Below are 18,814 nucleotides of genomic sequence, written 5' to 3'. Positions count from 1 at the left end.
ATTCTCATCAGGGGGCCGCTCGGGGTCAAATCCACGTCGCCCCCGCTGCGTAGAGTGCGGCCCGTGCTCGTCGTCAACCGCTTCCGCGCCGGCCCGGACCCCGCCGCCCTGCGCGCCGACCTGGAACGGGTCCGCGACCTGCTGGCCGCCCAGGCCGGGTACGTCGAGGGGTGGGTCGGCCGCAATGTCGACGACCCCGACCTGTGGACCCTCACGACCCGGTGGGTCCACGTCGGTGCCTATCGGCGCGCCCTGTCGGCGTACGACCTGAAGCTGCACGGCGTGCCCGTGCTCAGCCGCGCCCTCGACGAGCCCGGTGCCTACGAGCTGGTGGAGCCCGGCGGAGTGCTCAACGTGGCGGAGTCTCGCGTAACCTAGGGCTCTTCGCCGGAGCCCGGCTCCGCGAGCCATGCACATCCGCGCACACCCGCCCGGCAGCCAGCCGGGCTCGTCCCCAGAAGGAATCCCCTGTGGCCAAGCCGCCCCCGTCCACCGTCGACCAGGTCGTCTCCCTCGCGAAGCGTCGCGGCTTCGTCTACCCCTGCGGAGAGATCTACGGCGGGACCCGCTCGGCCTGGGACTACGGCCCGCTGGGCGTGGAGCTGAAGGAGAACATCAAGCGGCAGTGGTGGCGCTCGATGGTGCAGAGCCGTGACGACGTCGTCGGCCTCGACTCCAGCGTGATCCTCCCGCGCCAGACCTGGGAGGCCTCCGGGCACGTCGCGACCTTCACCGACCCGCTCACCGAGTGCCAGTCGTGCCACAAGCGCTTCCGAGCCGACCACCTGCAGGAGGCCGTCGCGGAGAAGAAGGGCATCGAGAACCCCGACGACGTCGACCTCGCCGAGGTCGCCTGCCCCAACTGCGGCACCCGCGGCGCGTGGACCGAGCCGCGTCAGTTCTCCGGCCTGCTCAAGACCTATCTGGGGGTGATCGAGGACGAGTCCGGCCTGCACTACCTGCGCCCGGAGACCGCTCAGGGCATCTTCCTCAACTTCGCCAACGTGGTGACCTCGCAGCGGATGAAGCCCCCGTTCGGCATCGCCCAGATCGGCAAGAGCTTCCGCAACGAGATCACGCCCGGCAACTTCATCTTCCGCACCCGCGAGTTCGAGCAGATGGAGATGGAGTTCTTCGTCAAGCCGGGCGAGGACGAGGAGTGGCACCAGTACTGGATCGACACCCGCACGAAGTGGTACACCGACCTCGGCATCGACCCCGACAACCTGCGCCACTACGAGCATGCCAAGGAGAAGCTCTCCCACTACTCCAAGCGCACCGTCGACATCGAGTACCGCTTCAACTTCGCGGGATCGGAGTGGGGTGAGCTCGAGGGCATCGCGAACCGCACCGACTTCGACCTGTCGACCCACGCGGAGGCCTCGGGCAAGGACCTGTCGTACTTCGACCAGGCCGCCAACACCCGGTACGTCCCCTACGTGATCGAGCCGGCTGCCGGCCTCTCGCGCAGCCTGATGACCTTCCTCGTCGACGCCTACGCCGAGGACGAGGCGCCCAACACGAAGGGCGGCGTCGACAAGCGCACCGTGCTGCGCCTCGACCCGCGGCTCGCGCCGGTGAAGGTCGCCGTCCTCCCGCTGAGCCGCAACGAGGACCTCACGCCGAAGGCGAAGGCCGTCGCGACGGAGCTTCGCGGGCTGTGGAACGTCGACTTCGACGACGCCGGCGCCATCGGCAAGCGCTACCGCCGCCAGGACGAGATCGGCACGCCGTACTGCGTCACGGTGGACTTCGACACCCTGGACGACCAGGCCGTGACCGTGCGCGACCGGGACTCGATGTCCCAGGAGCGGGTGGCCCTCGACAAGCTCACGACCTACTTCGCCGAGCGGCTCGTCGGATGCTGAGCGTCGTCCGCTCCGTGGCCGTGCCGGCGCTCGCCCTCGCGGTGGCCGCCGGGCTCGCGGCCTGCGGATCGGACGACGACCGGCCCGAGGGGAAGGCCGAGCCGAGCGCCTCGGCGAGCGCGACCGGGCCGACGACCTATCTGGAGGTCCCCGACGACGTGACCCTCACCGAGCCGGGCACCGCCCTCGGGCTCGGTGAGGAGGGCGTCGTGGCCTTCCAGCGCCGCCAGGACGAGATCGGCGTGCTCGCCGTCACCGTCCAGCGGATCGAGCGCACTACCTTCCAGGAGTCCTTCCCGGGGTGGAACGTCGACGGCGCGACGGCCGCCCGCACGCCCTACTTCGTGCGGGTCAAGGTCACCAACGTCGGTGACGTCGACCTCGGCGGGATGCGCCTCGACAACGTGCTGTGGGCCGACGACGGCACCACGCTCGAGGCGCCCACGTACTACACCGCCGAGCAGCTGCGGGTGTGCTCGGGCGACCCGCTGCCCGCGCCCTTCGCGGCCGGAGCGAGCGCCGAGCTGTGCCAGGTGTACTTCATCGCGCCCACCCGCAACCTGGAGCGGGTCTCCTTCCCGCCCTTCGGGGGCCTGGACGCCGTCACCTGGAGCGGGGAGCTGAGCCCGGTCCAGAAGCCCGGCAAGCGAGGCAAGAGGGACAAGAAGGCGGGGCAGGAGGAGTCCTCGGGCTCTCCCTCGGAGCCGGCCTCGGAGTCGCCCTCGGAGTCGCCCTCGGAGTCGGGCTCGGCCACGCCGTCCGGCGACGCCTCGTGACCGGCCTGCGCCTGGGTGCTCTCGAGGTGCCCACACCGGTCGTGCTCGCGCCGATGGCGGGCATCACCAACGCCGCCTACCGGCGCCTGTGCGCGGAGCACGGCGCCGGCCTCTACGTCTGCGAGATGATCACGAGCCGCGGTCTGGTCGAGGGCGACGAGACGACGAAGCGGATGCTGGTCTTCGACGAGCTGGAGTCCGTCCGCTCGGTGCAGCTCTACGGCACCGACCCGACCTACGTGGGCCAGGCCACGAAGATCCTGTGCGAGGAGTACGGCGTCGCCCACGTCGACCTCAACTTCGGCTGCCCCGTCCCCAAGGTCACCCGCAAGGGCGGTGGCGGCGCGCTGCCGTGGAAGCGCAACCTGCTGGGGGCGATCCTCGAGGAGGCGGTGGCCGCCGCGGCGCCGTACGACGTGCCGGTCACCATGAAGACCCGCAAGGGCCTGGACGACGACCACCTGACCTACCTCGACGCGGGCCGGATCGCGCAGGAGAGCGGCGTCGCCGCGATCGCGCTGCACGGGCGCACCGTCGCGCAGGCCTACTCCGGCCAGGCCGACTGGGACGCCATCGCCGAGCTCGTCGCGCACGTCGACATCCCGGTGCTCGGCAACGGCGACATCTGGGAGGCCGCCGACGCGCTGCGGATGGTCGAGCAGACCGGCGCCGCGGGCGTCGTCGTCGGCCGCGGCTGCCTGGGCCGGCCGTGGCTGTTCCGCGACCTGGCGGCCGCCTTCGCCGCGGGCGACCCGGGCGACGCGGACACGACCACCCTCCCGACGCTCGGCGAGGTGGCCGCGATGATGCGGCGGCACGCGGAGCTCCTGTGCGAGCACATGGGGGAGGAGCGTGGCTGCAAGGAGTTCCGCAAGCACGTCACCTGGTATCTCAAGGGCTTCCGGGCCGGCGGCGAGCTGCGCCGCTCGCTGGGCCTGGTCGACTCGCTCGCGGCGCTGGACGGGCTGCTCGCCGAGCTCGACCCGACCGAGCCGTTCCCCACCTCAGAGCTGGGGGCGCCCCGCGGCCGCCAAGGTGCCCCGCGCCACCGGGTCGTGCTCCCCGACGGCTGGCTCGACGACACCGACGGGCTCGGCGAGAGCGGCGCGGGGGTCCTGGAGGACGTCGACGAGACGACCGGCGGGTGAGCCGCGGGTGACCCGACTCACCCCGGCGTGGGGTCTCACCAATTGGTTGAAGGCTTGATCTCTGTGCTCTACTCGCACGATGCTCTGGCCTTGGTCAGGGCCCTCGGGATCCATCTGTAAGCGACAGCAAAGGAATCAGCGCGTGGCCACCAGCCACAAGCGGGAAACCGCGCGACGTACGCCGCGAGCCGCCCTCCTGGCCGGCTCCCTCGCCGCCCTGGCGACCACCGCCGTCGTCACCGGAGGCGTCCTCAACTCCACGGCCCCCGAGGCCGACCTGGTCGCCGTCGACCGCTCCAAGGCCGCCGCCGGCTCCGTCGGCGACAGCGGCGAGCGCGTCCCGCTGCTCTCGCGGAGCACGGACCGCTCGGCCGACGCGATCGGCACCAAGCTCGACGCCCTGCTCTCCGACGACGCGACCGCGAAGGCGCTCGCCGAGGCGAAGCAGCGTCAGTGGACCTCCGCTCCGCTCAACCTGTGGACGCGCCCGGACGAGCGCGCCAAGCAGGTCGGTGAGATCGAGGAGGGCGAGAAGGTCCTCGTGACCGGCCGCACCTTCGGCGAGCGCGCCGAGATCGTGGTCGAGGGCAAGTCCCGCTGGGTGACCGCGGGCCACTTCACCGACGAGAAGCCCCCGACCCTCGGCGGCGCCTGCACCAACGGCACCTCCGTGCCCGGCAGCGTCAGCGAGAGCATCAAGAAGGTCCACGCGGCGGTCTGCGCCAACTTCCCGGAGGTCAGTGTCTACGGCACCCTCCGCGGCGGCGGGGGCGACCACCCGCGCGGCAAGGCGGTGGACATCATGATCTCCGGTGCCGTCGGCTGGCGGATCGCGGAGTTCGTCCGGGCCAACTACCAGGCCCTCGGCGTCTCCTACGTCATCTACGCCCAGAAGATCTGGTCCGTGGAGCGCGGTGGCGAGGGCTGGCGGGGCATGCCGAACCGCGGCTCGGCCACCGCCAACCACTACGACCACGTGCACGTCTCGGTCTTCTGAGCCACCTCGCGCCCCGGAGGTGCTCGCCGCGCTGCGCCGGCCGATAGGGTCCGGCTCGTGGACGAGGTCGAGGAGCGGTACGACGCGCACGCGCGCGAGCGGATCGTGCCCGAGCCGCCCAAGCGGGTGGAGGCGCCCGAGCGGCTCGCGTTCGAGCGCGACCGTGCCCGCGTGGTGCACGCGGCGTCCTTCCGCAGGCTCGCCGCCAAGACCCAGGTGGTGGGGCCGCAGAGCGACGACTTCGTCCGCAACCGGCTGACCCACAGCCTCGAGGTCGCCCAGATCGCGAGGGACCTGTCCCGGGCGCTGGGCACCCACCCCGACATCACCGAGACGGCCGCGCTGGCCCACGACCTCGGCCATCCGCCGTTCGGGCACAACGGCGAGCGGGCGCTGGCCGAGCTGGCCGCCGGCTGCGGCGGCTTCGAGGGCAACGCCCAGACCCTGCGCCTGCTGACCCGGCTGGAGGCCAAGACGCCCGGTGCCGGTCTCAACCTGACCCGCGCGACCCTCGACGCCTGCACGAAGTACCCGTGGACGCGCACCGATGCGCCCGCGCGCGACGGCAAGTTCGGCGTGTACGACGACGACCGGACGGCCTTCGCGTGGCTCCGCGCCGGCGCGCCCGAGGGCCGCCGCTGCCTCGAGGCACAGGTGATGGACCTCGCCGACGACGTGGCCTACTCCGTGCACGACGTCGAGGACGGCACCGTCGCGGGGAAGGTCGACCTGACCCGGATCGACACGGCGGCGGTGTGGGACACCGTGCGGGTCTGGTACCGCCCCGACGCCACCGACGCCGAGCTCGACGACGTGCTGGACCGGCTCCGGGCGGTCGGGAGCTGGCCGCGCTCGCCGTACGACGGCGGCCGGGCGGGGCTGGCTGCCTTGAAGAACCTCACCAGCGACCTGATCGGACGCTTCTGTGGTGCGGTCCAGCAGGCCACCTTCGCCGCGAGCGAGGGCCCGTTCGTGCGCTACGCCGCGGACCTGGTGATCCCGCCGGAGACCTGGGCGGAGATCACCGTGCTGAAGGGGATCGCGGCGCACTACGTGATGGAGGCGGCCGACCGGGTCGCGCTCCAGGTACGCCAGCGCGAGCTTCTCGCCGAGCTGGTGGACGTGCTCCTCGACCGCGGCGCGGATGCCCTCGACGAGATGTACGCCGCCGACTGGCACGCCGCACCTGACGACACCGCCCGGACCCGGGTCGTCATCGACCAGGTCGCCTCCCTCACCGACGCCAGCGCCGTCACCTGGCACCGCCGGCTCGTGGGCTGAGGCCGTCTCCGGAAGGCCGATCGGCCCGCCGCCTCGGGAGGCAGCGGGCCGATCGACGGTGTCAGGCGGCCGGGTCAGCCGGTGACCGGCACGTGGTCCTTGACCGGCTTGGGCGAGGGCGCGTCACCGGGGGCCGGCGCGCGGTCGCTGGTGACGTTGCCGCAGGTGGCCGACGCGACGGTCAGCTTGATCTGGTCGAGGATGTTGACGTACAGCGCGTCGACGGTGAAGGTGCCGTCGGCGTTCGCCGTCTGCCGGTTCACGACCAGCTCGACCACGGGCGGGACGCCGGGGACGTCGAAGACCTTCACGGCCTGGTTGGCCTTCTTCGTGTCCACGTTGACCGGCAGGCCGAGGGCGCGCAGGTTGGCGATCGTGGTGGTTCCGGTGTTGCCGGTGCACTTCGCCTCGACCGCGGCGGCGCCGACCACGCGCAGGTTGCCCGCGAGGACGTCGCACAGGGCCTTGAGCTGGTCGGGGTCGGTGAGCTTGGTGATGTCGAGGGCGCCGAGGGCGCTCAGGTTGAGCGGAGTGCCCTTGGTGTTGTCGGCGATGCCGTCCAGGGCGCCCTGCAGCTGCGGCAGGACCTGGTCGAGGGCGTCGCCGATCGGGCCGGTGAGGCCCTCGAGGGCGGTCGTGAGCTGGGTGCAGCCCGCGGTCAGCTGGGTGGTGACCTCGGCGGGCAGCTTGAGCGTCTTGATCAGACCCTCGCCGACCGCGAGGTCCGCCACGCTGGCGCTGGCCGCGCCGTTCTGCGCCGAAGCGTTCACGATGCCGCCGCTGGCGACGGGGTTCGTGGGCAGGCCGATGAGGGAGTCGGTCTTCAGCGAGCCGTCGGTCGAGCTGACCGCGGGGGTCCGCGGGATGACGCCGTTGCCACCGATGGAGAGCTCGAGGCCGAAGGCCGAGGACGGAGTGCCCGCCGCGGTCGCCGAGCCGCCCGCCAGGAGGGACACCGAGGTCGCCGCTCCTGCCACCAGGAGCAGGGCGCCGGCCAGCGGAGCCAGGTGCCGCTTGTTCTTCATGGGTGTTCCCTTCATCTTCATCACTTGTCCCCGAGATGATCCAGTTCCTGGAGGTCAGGCCTCGTCGACCATGACCACGGTGCCGATCGGCACGGTGCGGAGCAGGTCGAGCGCGTCATCCGGCACCCGCACGCAGCCGTGGCTGACCGCCTTGCCGAAGACCGACGGGTCGGTCCAGCCGTGCAGGGCCACCGTGCCGGGGCCGCCGCCGTAGGAGTCGAGGGTCTCGCTGTGGCTGCCGAGGGGCAGGATCACCGGGGAGAAGGGCTGCAACTCGTCGATGATCTGGCCGAGCACGAAGGTGCGCCCCAGCGGGGTCGGCGTGTCGCCGGCGCCGATCGCGACGGTCCAGCTGCCGACCAGCGCGTCGTCCTCGAAGAGCTCGAGGGAGCGCTCGCCCAGGTGCACCTTGACCAGGAACCGGCTGTGCGCCTCGGCCAGCTCCGAGCCCCGGATCCACCCGGTCGACCCGTTCGGCTTCGACGGCAGCAGCACCTGTACCCATTCGCGGTTGCGGGTGATCACCGGCAGCCAGGTGTCGCCGAACTGGGTCGGCCTGATCTTGCCGAAGGGCTCGCCGTCGGGCTCGTCGTACAGCGCGGTGACGCGCTTGGGATGCACCACGGTGCCCTGGGGCACCTTCGTCGGGCGCGGGTCCCGCGGCGCCGCCTCGAGGGTGGTCCTCGTGGAGCTGACCGGCAGGTCCTTCAGGTCGAGCTCGATCGAGGAGAGTCGCGCCGACGGGGCCGACGGGGCCGTCGGCCCCGTCTCGCCGTCCTTGAGCACCATCACCAGGGCCGAGAGCGCGAAGAGCAGGACGACGAGACCCACCGGCCAGCTGGCGCGGCCGCGCGCCGAGGCCTGCTCCATGCGCGGTCCCTCCCGTCATGCTCATCGCCCGTGACCCCTTCGTGCGGTCCTCCCGTGCGTCCAACGAGGCAGATGGGACGAGGGTCACGCGGGGCCGGACGAAATCTGGCGACTCTCCACAGTCCTCGTCCCCAGCCCGCGCCGGTGCGCCGCCGGGCGCTCGGAGGTCGTCAGTAGGATCGCCACATGGCTGGCCGGATCCGTGACGAGGACATCGCCGCGGTCCGTGAGCGGGCCAAGATCGACGAGGTCGTGTCGAGCTATGTGACGCTGCGCAACGCCGGCGGCGGCTCGATGAAGGGCCTGTGCCCCTTCCACGACGAGAAGTCGCCGTCCTTCCACGTGACGCCGAGCCGCGGGTTCTTCCATTGCTTCGGCTGTCAGGAGGGTGGCGACGTCTTCACCTTCCTGATGAAGATCGACGGGCTCACCTTCGGCGAGGCCGTCGAGCGGATGGCGGACAAGTACGGCGTCCAGCTGCGTCGCGACGAGACCGGTCACGACGACCGTCCGAAGGGCCCGCAGCGTCGCCGCCTGGTCGAGGCCCACGCCGTGGCGCAGGAGTTCTACGCCGAGCAGCTCGGCACGCCGGAGGCGCTGGCGGCGCGGCAGTTCCTCGCCGAGCGCGGCTTCGACCAGCAGGCGGCCCTGACCTTCGGCATCGGGTTCGCGCCGCGCGACGGCGAGGCGCTGTGGCGCCACCTGAGCGGACGCAAGTTCAGCTCGGAGGAGGTCATCGCGGCGGGCCTGGTCGCGATGGGCCGGTCACTCTACGACCGGTTCCGTGGCCGGCTGCTGTGGCCGATCCGGGAGGCCAACGGCGACACGATCGGCTTCGGCGCCCGGCGGATCTTCGAGGACGACCGGATCGAGGCGAAGTACCTCAACACCCCGGAGACGCCGATCTACAAGAAGAGCCAGGTGCTCTACGGCATCGACCTGGCCCGCAAGCCGATCGCGCTCAGCTCACAGGCGGTCGTCGTGGAGGGCTATACCGACGTGATGGCCTGCCATCTCGCCGGTGTCGGCACCGCGGTCGCGACCTGCGGCACGGCCTTCGGTGACGACCACGCGCGCGTGCTGCGCCGCTTCCTCGACGACCACGCCGAGCTGCGCAGCGAGGTCGTCTTCACCTTCGACGGCGACGAGGCGGGCCAGAAGGCGGCGCTGCGCACCTTCGATGGCGATCAGCGCTTCGTCTCCCAGACCTATGTCGCGGTCGCGCCCGAGGGCATGGACCCGTGCGAGCTGCGGATCAAGGAGGGCGACGCGGCGGTGCGCGAGCTCGTCGCGAGCCGGCGCCCGCTCTACCGCTTCGTCCTCGAGAACGTCGTCGGCCGCTACGACCTCGACCGCGCCGACAGCCGCATCGACGCCCTGCGTGCGGGAGCCAAGCTGGTCGCGAGCGTGCGCGACCGCTCGAAGGTCGACGCCTTCGTCCGCGAGCTGTCCGGCATGGTCGGGGTCGACATCGACCAGGCGCGCGCCGAGGTCCGGCGGGCGTCGGCGCGCGGGCCCGCTGCCGAGGTGCGCGGCCGAGGCGCGCGGCCGGGGGAGCGGCCGGAGGAGCCGGCGCCGCGCTCCGCCGTACCCGACCTGCGCGAGCCGCGCTTCGGCATCGAGCGGGAGACGCTCAAGCTGGTCCTGCAGGCGCCGATCGCGATCGGGCGCACCACCGCCGACATCGGCAGCAACGACTTCACGCACCCGACCTACCGCGCCGTGTGGGACCTCGTCGCCGCCGCGGGCGGCACCGTCGCCGGCCAGAACGACCCCGGCTGGGTCGCCCGGCTGCGCGAGGCGGCCACCGACCCGGCCGTCTCGTCGCTGATCAGTGCGCTCGCGGTCGAGCCGATCCCGGCCCATCGTGAGATCGACGCCGGCTACGTCGCCCACCACGTCTACCGGCTGCAGGAGCTCACCGTGCTGCGCCGCATCGACGAGGTGCGCTCGCGCCTGCAGCGCACGAACCCGCTCGACAACCCCGCCGACTACAACAAGATGTTCGGTGAGCTCGCGGCCCTCGAGCAGCACCGGCGGGCGCTGCGCGAGAAGATCGTCGGCGCCCCGTGAGGCGCGTCCGATGAGGTTCCCGCCGCTGCCGCCACGTGCCCCGGCCGTCCCGGTCGCGCCAGGGGAGCGCCTGCTCGCCTGGGCATCGGTCCGCGCGCCCGACGCGGGTCCGGTGGGCGGCACCCGCGACGCCCTCTACCTGCCGCACCGCATCCCCTGGGAGCAGGTCGCCAGCGCCGACTGGGACCAGGGGGAGTCGACGCTGCGCGTGGTCGAGGTCGCGAGCTTCGGCGAGCCGAGCCCGGTGCACGTCCTGCGACTCGAGCGGGCCGACCGGCTGCTGCAGCTGGTCCGCGAGCGGGTCACCGCGAGCATCGCCGTCCAGCGGCATGTCGTCGTCGGCGGCCGGCGGTCCGTCCGGATCCTCGCCCGCCGCCCTCCCGGCACCCGCGGCGAGCTCGCCTGGTTCGTCGAGTACGACGACGGCCTCGACCCCGCGGACCCAGCAGTGGACGCGGTGGTGCGACAGGCGCTGGCGGCCGCCCGCGGCGACGTCGAGACCTGAGCACACACGGAGACGAGGGCTCGGCCCCTCGATTTCGGGCGACGGTGCCACCCTTGCTAGGGTTTCCCCGCTCCACTGCACAGGCGGAGCGCCGCATTCCCCCGTAGCTCAACTGGCAGAGCATGCGACTGTTAATCGCAGGGTTATTGGTTCGAGTCCAATCGGGGGAGCCAGCGCGAGAGCCCCGCCGGATCGCTCCGGCGGGGCTTCGTCGTTCCGCCCCCTCACGCGCCGGGGGCCTGACCCTCCTCGGCTGCCGCAGGATCCGCACAAGCGGTCCACAGGATCCGCACAGGTTGCTGGCGCAGGCTGATGTCATGGACAGCACGCTGGTACGGCGATGAGCGAGACCGCGACCCGCCCCGACGGCACCCCGCTGCGTGCGGTCGTGGTCGACGACGAGGCCAACATCGCCGAGCTCGTCGCCATGGCGTTGCGCTACGAGGGCTGGCTCGTCGCCACCGCGCACACCGGTGGGGAGGCGGTCGGTGCCGTCCGCAGCCACGGCCCGGACGTCGTCGTGCTCGACATGATGCTGCCCGACCTCGACGGCATGGAGGTGCTGCGCAGGATCCGCGCCGACGCCCCGTCCGTGCCGGTCCTCTTCCTCACCGCGCGCGACGCCGTCGAGGACCGGGTCGCCGGGCTCACGGCCGGTGGCGACGACTACGTGACGAAGCCGTTCTCCCTCGAGGAGCTGGTCGCCCGCCTGCGCGCGCTCGTCCGGCGTGCGGGCACCGCGGTGGAGCAGAGCCGCTCGACCCTCGTCGTCGGCGACCTGCTCCTCGACGAGGACAGTCGCGAGGTCACCCGCGGCGGCGAGGAGATCGCGCTGACCGCGACGGAGTTCGAGCTGCTGCGCTATCTCATGCGCAACCCGCGGCGCGTGCTCAGCAAGGCGCAGATCCTCGACCGGGTCTGGAACTACGACTTCGGCGGCCAGGCCAACGTGGTCGAGCTCTACATCTCCTACCTGCGCAAGAAGGTCGATGCCGGCCGCGCCCCGATGATCCACACCATGCGCGGTGCGGGCTACGTCCTCAAGCCGGCGGGCTGATGCGGCGGCTCCTCCCACGCTCGCTCACGTCGCGGCTCGTCGTCACAGCGGTGGCGCTGGTCGCCGTGGTGTCCCTCCTCGTCGGGACCGTGACCGCGCTGGGCATGCGTGCCTGGCTGATGGACCGCCTCGACGGCGACGTGCGGACGGCGCTGGCCCGGGAGCGCGGAGCAGGGCTGGCTCCTGCGGGACCCGCGGGGGAGCGGACCTTCATCGGTCAGCCGGGGCTGCTGACCGCGACCCTGGGGCCGGCCGGCGACGAGGGCTTCCTCTTCCCCGAGACCGCCCGGGGGGAGGCGGTGCTCCTCGACGACTCGGCGCTGGCCGAGCTCCGAGGGCTGGAGGCTGGGGCCGAGACCGTGGCCATCCCGGGTCACGGCAGCTATCGGGTGCTCGCCCGCAGCATCGGAGGCACGACCTTCGTGAAGGGACTTCCCACCGACGACGTGGATGCTGCCACGCTGTCGCTGGTGCGGTGGGAGCTTGCCCTCACCCTGCTGGGAATCGTGGTCGCCGCGATAGCCGGCACGGCCGTCGTACGCCGTCAGCTGCGGCCGCTCACCGAGGTGGCCGCCACCGCCCACGCGGTGGCGGGGCTCCCGCTGGCGGAGGGCGAGATCGGCGTCACGGAGCGGGTCCCGGACCACCTCACCGACCCGCGCACCGAGGCCGGCCAGGTCGGCCTGGCCCTCAACCGGCTGCTCGCCCACGTCGAGTCGTCGCTGTCCGCGCGCCACCGCAGCGAGCAGCAGGTCCGCCAGTTCGTGGCCGACGCGTCGCACGAGCTGCGCACGCCGCTGACCACGATCGCCGGGTACACCGAGCTCGCCCGCCGGCGCGGCGACCCCCGCACCACGGCCGTCGCCCTCGCGAAGGTCGAGGAGGAGGCGGGACGCATGACGGCCCTGGTGGAGGACCTCCTGCTCCTGGCCAGGCTCGACCAGGGCCGGTCGCTGCTGGCCGATCCGGTCGACCTCACCCGCCTGCTGTTGGAGGCCGTCGACGACTCTCGCGTCGTGGCGCCCGACCATCGCTGGCAGGTCGTGCTCCCCGCGGACGGCGAGCCGGTCGTGGTCACCGGCGACGAGCACCGGCTGCACCAGGTGGCGACGAACCTGCTCGCGAACGCCCGCAGGCACACCCCCGCCGGCACGACCGTCACCGTGACCGTGCACTCCGACGGCTTCGACGTCCACGACGACGGCCCCGGGTTCCCACCAGGGCTCGTCGACACCGCCTTCGAGCGGTTCACCCGCGGCGACCCGTCCCGGCACCGCTCGGACGGCGTCGGGCTGGGCCTCGCGCTCGTGCAGGCCATCGTCGCCGCCCACGGCGGCGCGGTCTCCCTGCACAGCCTCCCCGGGGACACCCGGCTCAGGGTCCGGCTGCCCGGTTGAGTCGTCGGTTCTGACCCGTCGAGTCGTCGGTTCCGACCGGTTGAGTCGTCACTTGCGTCCCATCGGTACGCCGGCCGAGGAAACCGGTAGCGCCGGAGGGCGCCGCGGAGGACCCTGCAGGGGTGAGCACGAGCACGTGGACCAGTGCGGTCTGGACGACGGAGGAGTTCCGGGCCGAGCTGTGCGCCTTCGTCTCCGCGGCGCTCGGAGTCCCGGAGCGGGTTGAGGTGGTCGGAGTCCGGCCGTGGTCGGCGGTCTGGCGCGTCACGGCGCGCGGCCGCTCGTCGTACGCGAAGCAGAACTGTCCGGGCCAGGCCCACGAGGCCCGTCTGATGGCCCGGCTCGCCCACCTGGTCCCCGAGCACATCGTCCCCGTCCTGGCAGCCGATGCCGAGCGCGACCTGCTGCTGACCGCCGACCTGGGGCCGACCGTCCACGAGCTCGGTGAGGCGACCGATCCCGGGACCTGGGTGCGGATCGCCGTCGACGCAGCGGTCATGCAGCGCAAGCTGGTCGGCCCGGCCTCCGGTCTCGGCCTCACCGTACTCCCGCCGGGCGACGCGGTGACGTACGTCGCCGACGCGGTCGGCCGCCTCGCCGCCCTCCCCGCGGACGACCCGCGTCGCCTGGCCCCCGAGGTCGCCGTGCTGCTCGAGGCGCGGCTCCCCGTCGTCGCGGCGTGGGGCGAGCTCGTCGAGGACCTCGAGCTCCCGCTCACCCTTCTCCACAACGACCTGCACGCCGAGAACGTCGTCCGCGCCGGCGACGGCAGCCTGCGCTGCTTCGACCTCGGTGACGCCGTCGTCGGCGACCCGCTCGCCGGTCTCTACGTCCCCCTCGCCATGGCACAGCACGTCCTCGGCCTGCCGCCCGCCGCCCCGGCCCTGCGGCGCATCGCCGACGCCGCCCTCGAGGTCTGGTCGGACCTGGCCGACCCCGTCGACCTCCGGGCGGCGCTGCCCGCGGCCCTCCAGCTCGGCCGCCTCGCGCGGGTGGAGTCCTGGCGGCGCTGCGTCGCGACCATGACCAGCGAGGAGCGGGCGGAGTTCGGCTCCGCGCCCGCCGTACGGCTGGCCTCGCTGCTCGACCCGACGCCCCTGGGCGACGCGGCCGCACTAGGGTGATCCGCGCGGGCCGGTAGCTCAGTCGGTCAGAGCAGAGGACTCATAATCCTTGGGTCGTGGGTTCGAGCCCCACCCGGCCTACTCCGCGTCACTCGCCCCAGCCCATGGGGAACACCTCGAACGGCGCCGCGAACGGGACGCCGAGCCGCGACCCGGCGGAGCGGGCCATGCCCTCGAGGAACTCGCGCGGGTCCCAGTTCTCCCAGCCGAGCCCGTCGATGTACGCCGCGTGGGCCTCGAGCGACTCCACGCCGACGTCGAAGGTGTCGGTGGTGTCGACGGCGTGGGTGGCCTCGGGGGAGCCGAAGGCCCACACCTCCCGTACGCCGCCCCACGGCGCGAGACCGTCCGGCCCGTTCCCGAGCTGGTCGGCGAAGACCCACCGGTTCCCCGCGTCGCGTACGGCGTCCACGACCGCGCGTCCGACGGCGATGTGGTCGGCCTGGTTGAGGTTCCGCCCGCCCCAGGTGTCGCGGAAGTTGCCGGTCACGACGATGTCGGGGCGGTGGCGCCGCACCTGGGCGGCGACCAGCCGGCGCAGCGCGACGCCGTACTCGAGCACGCCGTCGGGCTGGTGCAGGAAGTCGACCACGTCGACGCCGACGATCTGAGCCGAGCGGATCTGCTCGGCCTCGCGCACCTCCCGGCACGTGTCGGGATCCAGGCCGTCGATGCCGGCCTCTCCGCTGGTCACCATGCAGTAGGCGACCGTCTTGCCCTGGCCGGTCCATCGTGCGACCGCGGCCGCGGCGCCGAACTCCATGTCATCGGGGTGGGCGACGACGCAGAGCGCGCGCTCCCAGTCCTCGTCCAGCGGCTGCAGCGGTGCGGGGGTCTCGGCCATGGGCCGAGCATGTCAGTCCGCGACGCCGAGGGCCACGAGCAGCGCGCCGATGGTCAGCATCAGGAAGGTCAGCCCGTGGAGCACGACCGCCGTGCGGGGGATCTGCTTCTCCGCCACCCGCACCTCGGCCGGGTCGCCCGGCTCCAGGATGCCCTGTCGGGGCGAGGGCCGGTCGACGACGGCCGGACCGGTCAGGGTCTTGAGGGCCATCACGGCGCCGCCGCTCGCCGTGAGCAGGAGGAGGCCGAAGGTGACCCAGGCGAACCCGCGCTCGCCGGTGGCGAGGTGGGCCAGCCACGAGGCGAAGGTGACGACGGCGAGCACGGGGTGGGCGAAGGCCACGAGGTCGGGGATCCGGGTCGCGCGGGCGTTGCTGTCGCGCTGGCCGGCGCCCAGCACGAACCCGTACATGTAGCCGCCGACGAGGAGCTGCACGACGAACAGGCCGGTGACGAGGATGGACATGTCCGCGCTGTACCCGGCCCGGGCGGCGCCACTCAGGGCGAGGCGCCGGGGCGCTCAGTCCGCGCCCGCGACGGTGAGCCCCAGACGCCTGCTGAGGCCCATCGCGTCGTGCGGCGCCCTACCGCGGGCGTCGTTGTCGAAGTACACGTAGACGTCGGCCGTCTCGGCCCAGCGCCGGCACTTCTCGGCCCACTGGTCGAGCGACCGGGCGGAGTACCCGCTCGCGTAGAGCTCGGTGTGCCCGTGCAGGCGCACATGCACGACGTCGCTGGTCACCACCTCGGCCATGGGCCAGCGCCGCGGGGAGTCGGAGACCACGCAGCCGATGCCGTGCTCACGCATCTGCTCGAAGGCCCGGTCCGCGCAGAAGCTGCGGTGGCGGAACTCCAGGACGTGGCGTGCCGCCCCCGGCAGGAGGGCGTAGAAGTCGGCCATCAGGCCGGGGTCGTAGGGGAGCGAGGCGGGCAGCTGCCACAGCACCGGTCCGAGCTTGGGGCCGAGCTCGTAGACCCCGGAGTCGAAGAAGCGCTGGATCCCCTGCTCGACGTCGCGCAGGCGCTTGAGGTGCGTGATGAAGCGGCCGCCCTTGACCGCGAACACGAAGTCGTCGGGGGTCTCGTCGCGCCACCTGCGGTACGACGAGGGCCGCTGCAGCGAGTAGAAGGAGCCGTTGATCTCCACGGAGGAGAGGTGCTCGGCGAGATAGGCGAGCTCACGCCGTTGCACCAGCCCCTTCGGGTAGAAGTCGCCGCGCCACGACGGATACGACCAGCCTGAGGTTCCGACCCGGATCCTTCCCATGCGGTCGCGGTACCCCCGCCCGCGGCGCCTAGGCTCCCGAGCGTGCGCCTCGAGGGGCTAGTCGGACGTCGCGTCCGCGATGAGCAGGCGCCCGCCGTCCTGGACCAGGAAGAGGGTGATGTCCTCGGTGCGGGTGCCGCCGCCGGCGAGCTCGTAGCGGTAGGTGTAGCGGACCGTCATCGCCGCGGGATCGGCCGCCACGGAGAGGATCCGCGGCGCGCGGATGGACGCCCACACCTCGCGGTAGCGCGGGCTCCGCTGCCGGTAGTCCGCGGTGAGCCACCGGATTCCCCTCTCCGGGTCCCCGCTGGCGGTCGCCACGTAGTCCCTCGCGAAGCGCTCGAGCTGGGCGGCCGTCGGCCGCTCCGGCGCTGCGGAGGGCGTCGCGGCCGTCGTACCCGGGGCAGGAGGTGGCGGGGGAGTGGAGCCCGTCGCGTCGGGGCGTCTCGGCGTGCCCTCGTCGCCGCCGGCGAACAGCAGTGTCGCGCCGAGGACCGCGAGGACGGCGATCACCGCCGCCCCGGCGAGAGCGGCGACCGGCACCCGCGGCCGCCGCCGCGGAGGGGCGGGCTCCACGCGGGCTCGCAGGTAGTCGGCGACCTCCGCCGCCGAGGGGCGCTCACGCGGGTCCGCTCGCAGGCCGAGCTCGATGATCGGTGCCAGCCACCCGGTGGACCGCGGTACGGCGAGCGGGATGCCGTGGTTCGCCGGCGGGTGGCCCGTCGTCACCTGCAGCAGCACGGCCGCCAGTGACCACACGTCGTCGGCCTGCAGCGGGCGTCGGCCGGCGGTCAGGTCGGGCGGCGCGTAGGAGGGGTCGGGCTCGACCTCGGTGCGTGCGAGCAGCACGGCCCGCCCGGCGTCGTCGACCTGGATCGCCGAGGGTGAGACCGCGCTGTGGAGGCCGGACGCCGCGTGCACCGAGGCGAGCGAGTCGGCGACGGGCAGCAGCAGGCGGGCCGCGTCGTCCGGCGCGAGCACGCCCCGCGCGCGGAACCGGTCCGCCAGCCGTACGTCGTACCCGTCCACGGCGGGCAGGCTACCCAGAGGTGGCGCGGTCGATCAGCAGTTTGCCGCCCTGGTCCACCAGGTGCAGGGTGACGGTCTCGGTGCGGTTCCCCGCCCCGGGAAGCTCGTAGCGGTAGGTGTAGGTCACCGTCATGGCCGCGGGGTCGGCGCTGATGTCGAGGATCCGTGGGTCGTGCATCGGGCCCCAGAAGCCGGCGTAGTCGTCGCTGGCCGCCTGGTAGGCCGGCGTCAGCATCGCGAACCCCGCGCCGGGGTCGCGATCGGCGGTGGCCACGTAGTCGCGGGCGAAGCTCGTGAGCTGCTCGGCGGTGGGGCCCGTGGGGGACGGGCTGGGAGTGTCGCTCGACGTCGCAGAGTCCTCGGCCCGCGGCGTCCCCTCGTCGTCGTCGGGCCGGAGCGCCAGTGCCGCCACGAGCAGCACCAGGACCACGGTGGCGACGGCCGCCGCAGCCACCCGAGTGGTGCGGCGGGACCGAGGCACGGCGGGGAGGGCCATCGTGCTCTCCGCCGCGACGGCGGTGCGGGTCAGGTGGTCGCGGACCTCCGCCATCGTCGGCCGCGCGTGCGGGTCCTTGGCCATCGTGCGGGCGAGCAGCGGCGCGAGCCAGCCCGCGCCGGGCACCGTCGGCGGGTCCTCGTGGGCGATCCGGTACACGACGGCCAGCGGGCCGTTCTCGGCGTCCGTGCGGTGGTACGGCGGGCGCCCGGTGAGCAGGTGCACCAGCGTCGCGCCCAGCGACCAGACGTCGCTGGCCGGCGTCGCCTGCCCGCCGATCGCCACCTCCGGGGCGAGATAGGCGGGGGAGCCGGTGACCAGTCCCGTCCGGGTCAGGGTGGCGTCCTCCGAACCCCGGGCGATCCCGAAGTCCGTGAGCTTGGCGCCCTCCGGCCCCGAGAGGATGTTGGACGGCTTCACGTCGCGGTGCACGATCCCCAGCTCGTGGGCCTGGGCGAGTGCGTCGGCGACGGGAGCCAGCAGCCGTGCCGCCTCGTCGGGCGAGAGCGGCGTCTCGCGGACGACGGTCGACAGCGCGGGGCCGTCGACGTACTCCATGACCAGCCAGGCGCCAGTCGCCTCCGTCACGAGGTCGAAGACGGCGACGACGCTCGGATGAGCCAGCTGTGCGGCCAGACGGGCTTCCCGCTCGGCGCGGACCGCGTCGTCGCCGACCCCGGAGGTGGAGACCAGCCGCTTGAGCGCGACGTCGCGCCCGAGGACGTCGTCGTGAGCGAGCCACACCGCGCCGTTCGCGCCGTGCCCGATCTCGCGCTGGAGGGTGTAGCGCCCCGCAATCCGTTGGCTGGTCATCTCCCCCGCAACGTACCCGCGCCGGCCGAGACGAGCCCAGTTCGGCGCCGCCGCGCGGATGGGGCACCCTTGGGGCGGGAGGAGATCCCGCTCATCACACCGAGGAAAGGGACCGACGTGTCCGTCGACACCACGCTTCTGGACGATCTCGAGTGGCGCGGCCTGCTGGCCGAGTCCACCGACCGCGACGCGCTGCGCACAGCGCTGAGCGAGGGAAGCGTCCGGTTCTATGTGGGCTTCGACCC

At 72.9% G+C, this 18,814-nt stretch carries 19 protein-coding genes and 2 tRNA genes (1 of these 21 running past the window's edge); 14 read left to right on the top strand and 7 right to left on the bottom strand.

The genetic code is table 11. The annotated features are described in order from the left end of the window. Window positions 1–63 precede the first annotated feature (63 nt). From ACJ5H2_RS13840 to ACJ5H2_RS13815, 6 genes are all read left to right on the top strand, one after another. Complete coding sequence (locus ACJ5H2_RS13840; RefSeq protein WP_408895987.1) at window positions 64–378, top strand: antibiotic biosynthesis monooxygenase family protein; 315 nt, start codon at window positions 64–66, stop codon at window positions 376–378. A 92-nt stretch (window positions 379–470) separates the two neighbouring features. Further along, a complete protein-coding gene (locus ACJ5H2_RS13835) occupies window positions 471–1,868 on the top strand; it encodes a glycine--tRNA ligase (RefSeq protein ID WP_408895986.1) in 1,398 nt (465 codons plus the stop codon). Next, window positions 1,862–2,644: a hypothetical protein gene (locus ACJ5H2_RS13830; protein ID WP_408895985.1), complete on the top strand. Its 783-nt coding sequence runs from the start codon at window positions 1,862–1,864 to the stop codon at window positions 2,642–2,644. Before ACJ5H2_RS13835 ends, ACJ5H2_RS13830 begins: the two co-directional genes overlap by 7 nt. Further along, window positions 2,641–3,792: a tRNA dihydrouridine synthase DusB gene (gene dusB, locus ACJ5H2_RS13825; RefSeq protein WP_408895984.1), complete on the top strand. Its 1,152-nt coding sequence runs from the start codon at window positions 2,641–2,643 to the stop codon at window positions 3,790–3,792. Before ACJ5H2_RS13830 ends, dusB begins: the two co-directional genes overlap by 4 nt. A 142-nt stretch (window positions 3,793–3,934) precedes the next feature. Beyond that, a complete protein-coding gene (locus tag ACJ5H2_RS13820) occupies window positions 3,935–4,789 on the top strand; it encodes a hypothetical protein (RefSeq protein WP_408895983.1) in 855 nt (284 codons plus the stop codon). Between the two features lie 57 nt (window positions 4,790–4,846). Further along, on the top strand, window positions 4,847–6,070 hold the full coding sequence (locus tag ACJ5H2_RS13815) for a deoxyguanosinetriphosphate triphosphohydrolase (protein ID WP_408895982.1): 1,224 nt from the start codon (window positions 4,847–4,849) through the stop codon (window positions 6,068–6,070). A gap of 74 nt (window positions 6,071–6,144) precedes the next feature. Here the strand turns inward: ACJ5H2_RS13815 and ACJ5H2_RS13810 are convergent, their stop codons facing one another. Together ACJ5H2_RS13810 and ACJ5H2_RS13805 are read right to left on the bottom strand one after the other, a co-directional pair. Next, complete coding sequence (locus tag ACJ5H2_RS13810) at window positions 6,145–7,095, bottom strand: hypothetical protein (protein WP_408895981.1); 951 nt, start codon at window positions 7,093–7,095, stop codon at window positions 6,145–6,147. Between the two features lie 54 nt (window positions 7,096–7,149). After that, a complete protein-coding gene (locus ACJ5H2_RS13805) occupies window positions 7,150–7,965 on the bottom strand; it encodes a L,D-transpeptidase (protein ID WP_408895980.1) in 816 nt (271 codons plus the stop codon). 186 nt (window positions 7,966–8,151) lie between these two features. On the opposite strand from ACJ5H2_RS13805, the gene dnaG reads away from it, so the two are divergent. From dnaG to ACJ5H2_RS13770, 7 genes are all read left to right on the top strand, one after another. After that, entirely contained in the window at window positions 8,152–10,038 is a 1,887-nt protein-coding gene (gene dnaG, locus ACJ5H2_RS13800) for a DNA primase (RefSeq protein ID WP_408895979.1), read from the top strand. 10 nt (window positions 10,039–10,048) lie between these two features. After that, window positions 10,049–10,543 (top strand): hypothetical protein, encoded by a 495-nt coding sequence (locus tag ACJ5H2_RS13795; RefSeq protein WP_408895978.1) that lies wholly within the window; start codon window positions 10,049–10,051, stop codon window positions 10,541–10,543. Window positions 10,544–10,640: 97 nt separating this feature from the next. Beyond that, window positions 10,641–10,716 (top strand) — tRNA-Asn (locus ACJ5H2_RS13790). A 167-nt stretch (window positions 10,717–10,883) separates the two neighbouring features. Beyond that, window positions 10,884–11,600 (top strand): response regulator transcription factor, encoded by a 717-nt coding sequence (locus tag ACJ5H2_RS13785; protein ID WP_408895977.1) that lies wholly within the window; start codon window positions 10,884–10,886, stop codon window positions 11,598–11,600. Beyond that, complete coding sequence (locus ACJ5H2_RS13780; protein ID WP_408895976.1) at window positions 11,600–12,997, top strand: sensor histidine kinase; 1,398 nt, start codon at window positions 11,600–11,602, stop codon at window positions 12,995–12,997. The genes ACJ5H2_RS13785 and ACJ5H2_RS13780 overlap by 1 nt, the downstream gene beginning before the upstream one ends. Window positions 12,998–13,119: 122 nt before the next feature. Further along, a complete protein-coding gene (locus tag ACJ5H2_RS13775; protein ID WP_408895975.1) occupies window positions 13,120–14,121 on the top strand; it encodes a phosphotransferase family protein in 1,002 nt (333 codons plus the stop codon). A gap of 7 nt (window positions 14,122–14,128) precedes the next feature. Then, window positions 14,129–14,202 (top strand) — tRNA-Ile (locus ACJ5H2_RS13770). Between the two features lie 7 nt (window positions 14,203–14,209). Here the strand turns inward: ACJ5H2_RS13770 and ACJ5H2_RS13765 are convergent. From ACJ5H2_RS13765 to ACJ5H2_RS13745, 5 genes are read right to left on the bottom strand one after another with little or no spacing between them, the layout of a single operon-like run. Then, window positions 14,210–14,965 (bottom strand): PIG-L deacetylase family protein, encoded by a 756-nt coding sequence (locus ACJ5H2_RS13765; protein WP_408895974.1) that lies wholly within the window; start codon window positions 14,963–14,965, stop codon window positions 14,210–14,212. A gap of 12 nt (window positions 14,966–14,977) precedes the next feature. Beyond that, window positions 14,978–15,430 (bottom strand): hypothetical protein, encoded by a 453-nt coding sequence (locus tag ACJ5H2_RS13760; RefSeq protein WP_408895973.1) that lies wholly within the window; start codon window positions 15,428–15,430, stop codon window positions 14,978–14,980. 54 nt (window positions 15,431–15,484) lie between these two features. Continuing rightward, window positions 15,485–16,231 (bottom strand): DUF72 domain-containing protein, encoded by a 747-nt coding sequence (locus tag ACJ5H2_RS13755; protein WP_408895972.1) that lies wholly within the window; start codon window positions 16,229–16,231, stop codon window positions 15,485–15,487. Between the two features lie 57 nt (window positions 16,232–16,288). Next, window positions 16,289–17,260 carry a hypothetical protein gene (locus ACJ5H2_RS13750; protein WP_408895971.1) on the bottom strand — a complete coding sequence of 324 codons (972 nt, stop codon included), beginning with the start codon at window positions 17,258–17,260 and terminating at the stop codon, window positions 16,289–16,291. Window positions 17,261–17,270: 10 nt separating this feature from the next. Further along, entirely contained in the window at window positions 17,271–18,569 is a 1,299-nt protein-coding gene (locus tag ACJ5H2_RS13745; protein ID WP_408895970.1) for a serine/threonine-protein kinase, read from the bottom strand. Window positions 18,570–18,686: 117 nt separating this feature from the next. On the opposite strand from ACJ5H2_RS13745, the gene tyrS reads away from it, so the two are divergent. Next, a protein-coding gene (tyrS, locus tag ACJ5H2_RS13740) for a tyrosine--tRNA ligase (RefSeq protein ID WP_408895969.1) crosses the window boundary here: on the top strand, window positions 18,687–18,814 show its beginning. 1,144 nt of this gene lie beyond the right edge of the window; only the first 128 of its 1,272 coding nucleotides appear in the window; its start codon is at window positions 18,687–18,689; its stop codon lies beyond the right edge, outside the window.

The sequence above is a fragment of the Nocardioides pymetrozini genome, assembly GCF_046058985.1.
Taxonomy (GTDB): Bacteria; Actinomycetota; Actinomycetes; order Propionibacteriales; family Nocardioidaceae; genus Nocardioides.
The sequence above is the reverse complement of the archived record's forward strand: the minus strand, read 5'-3'. Positions and strand labels throughout refer to the sequence as shown.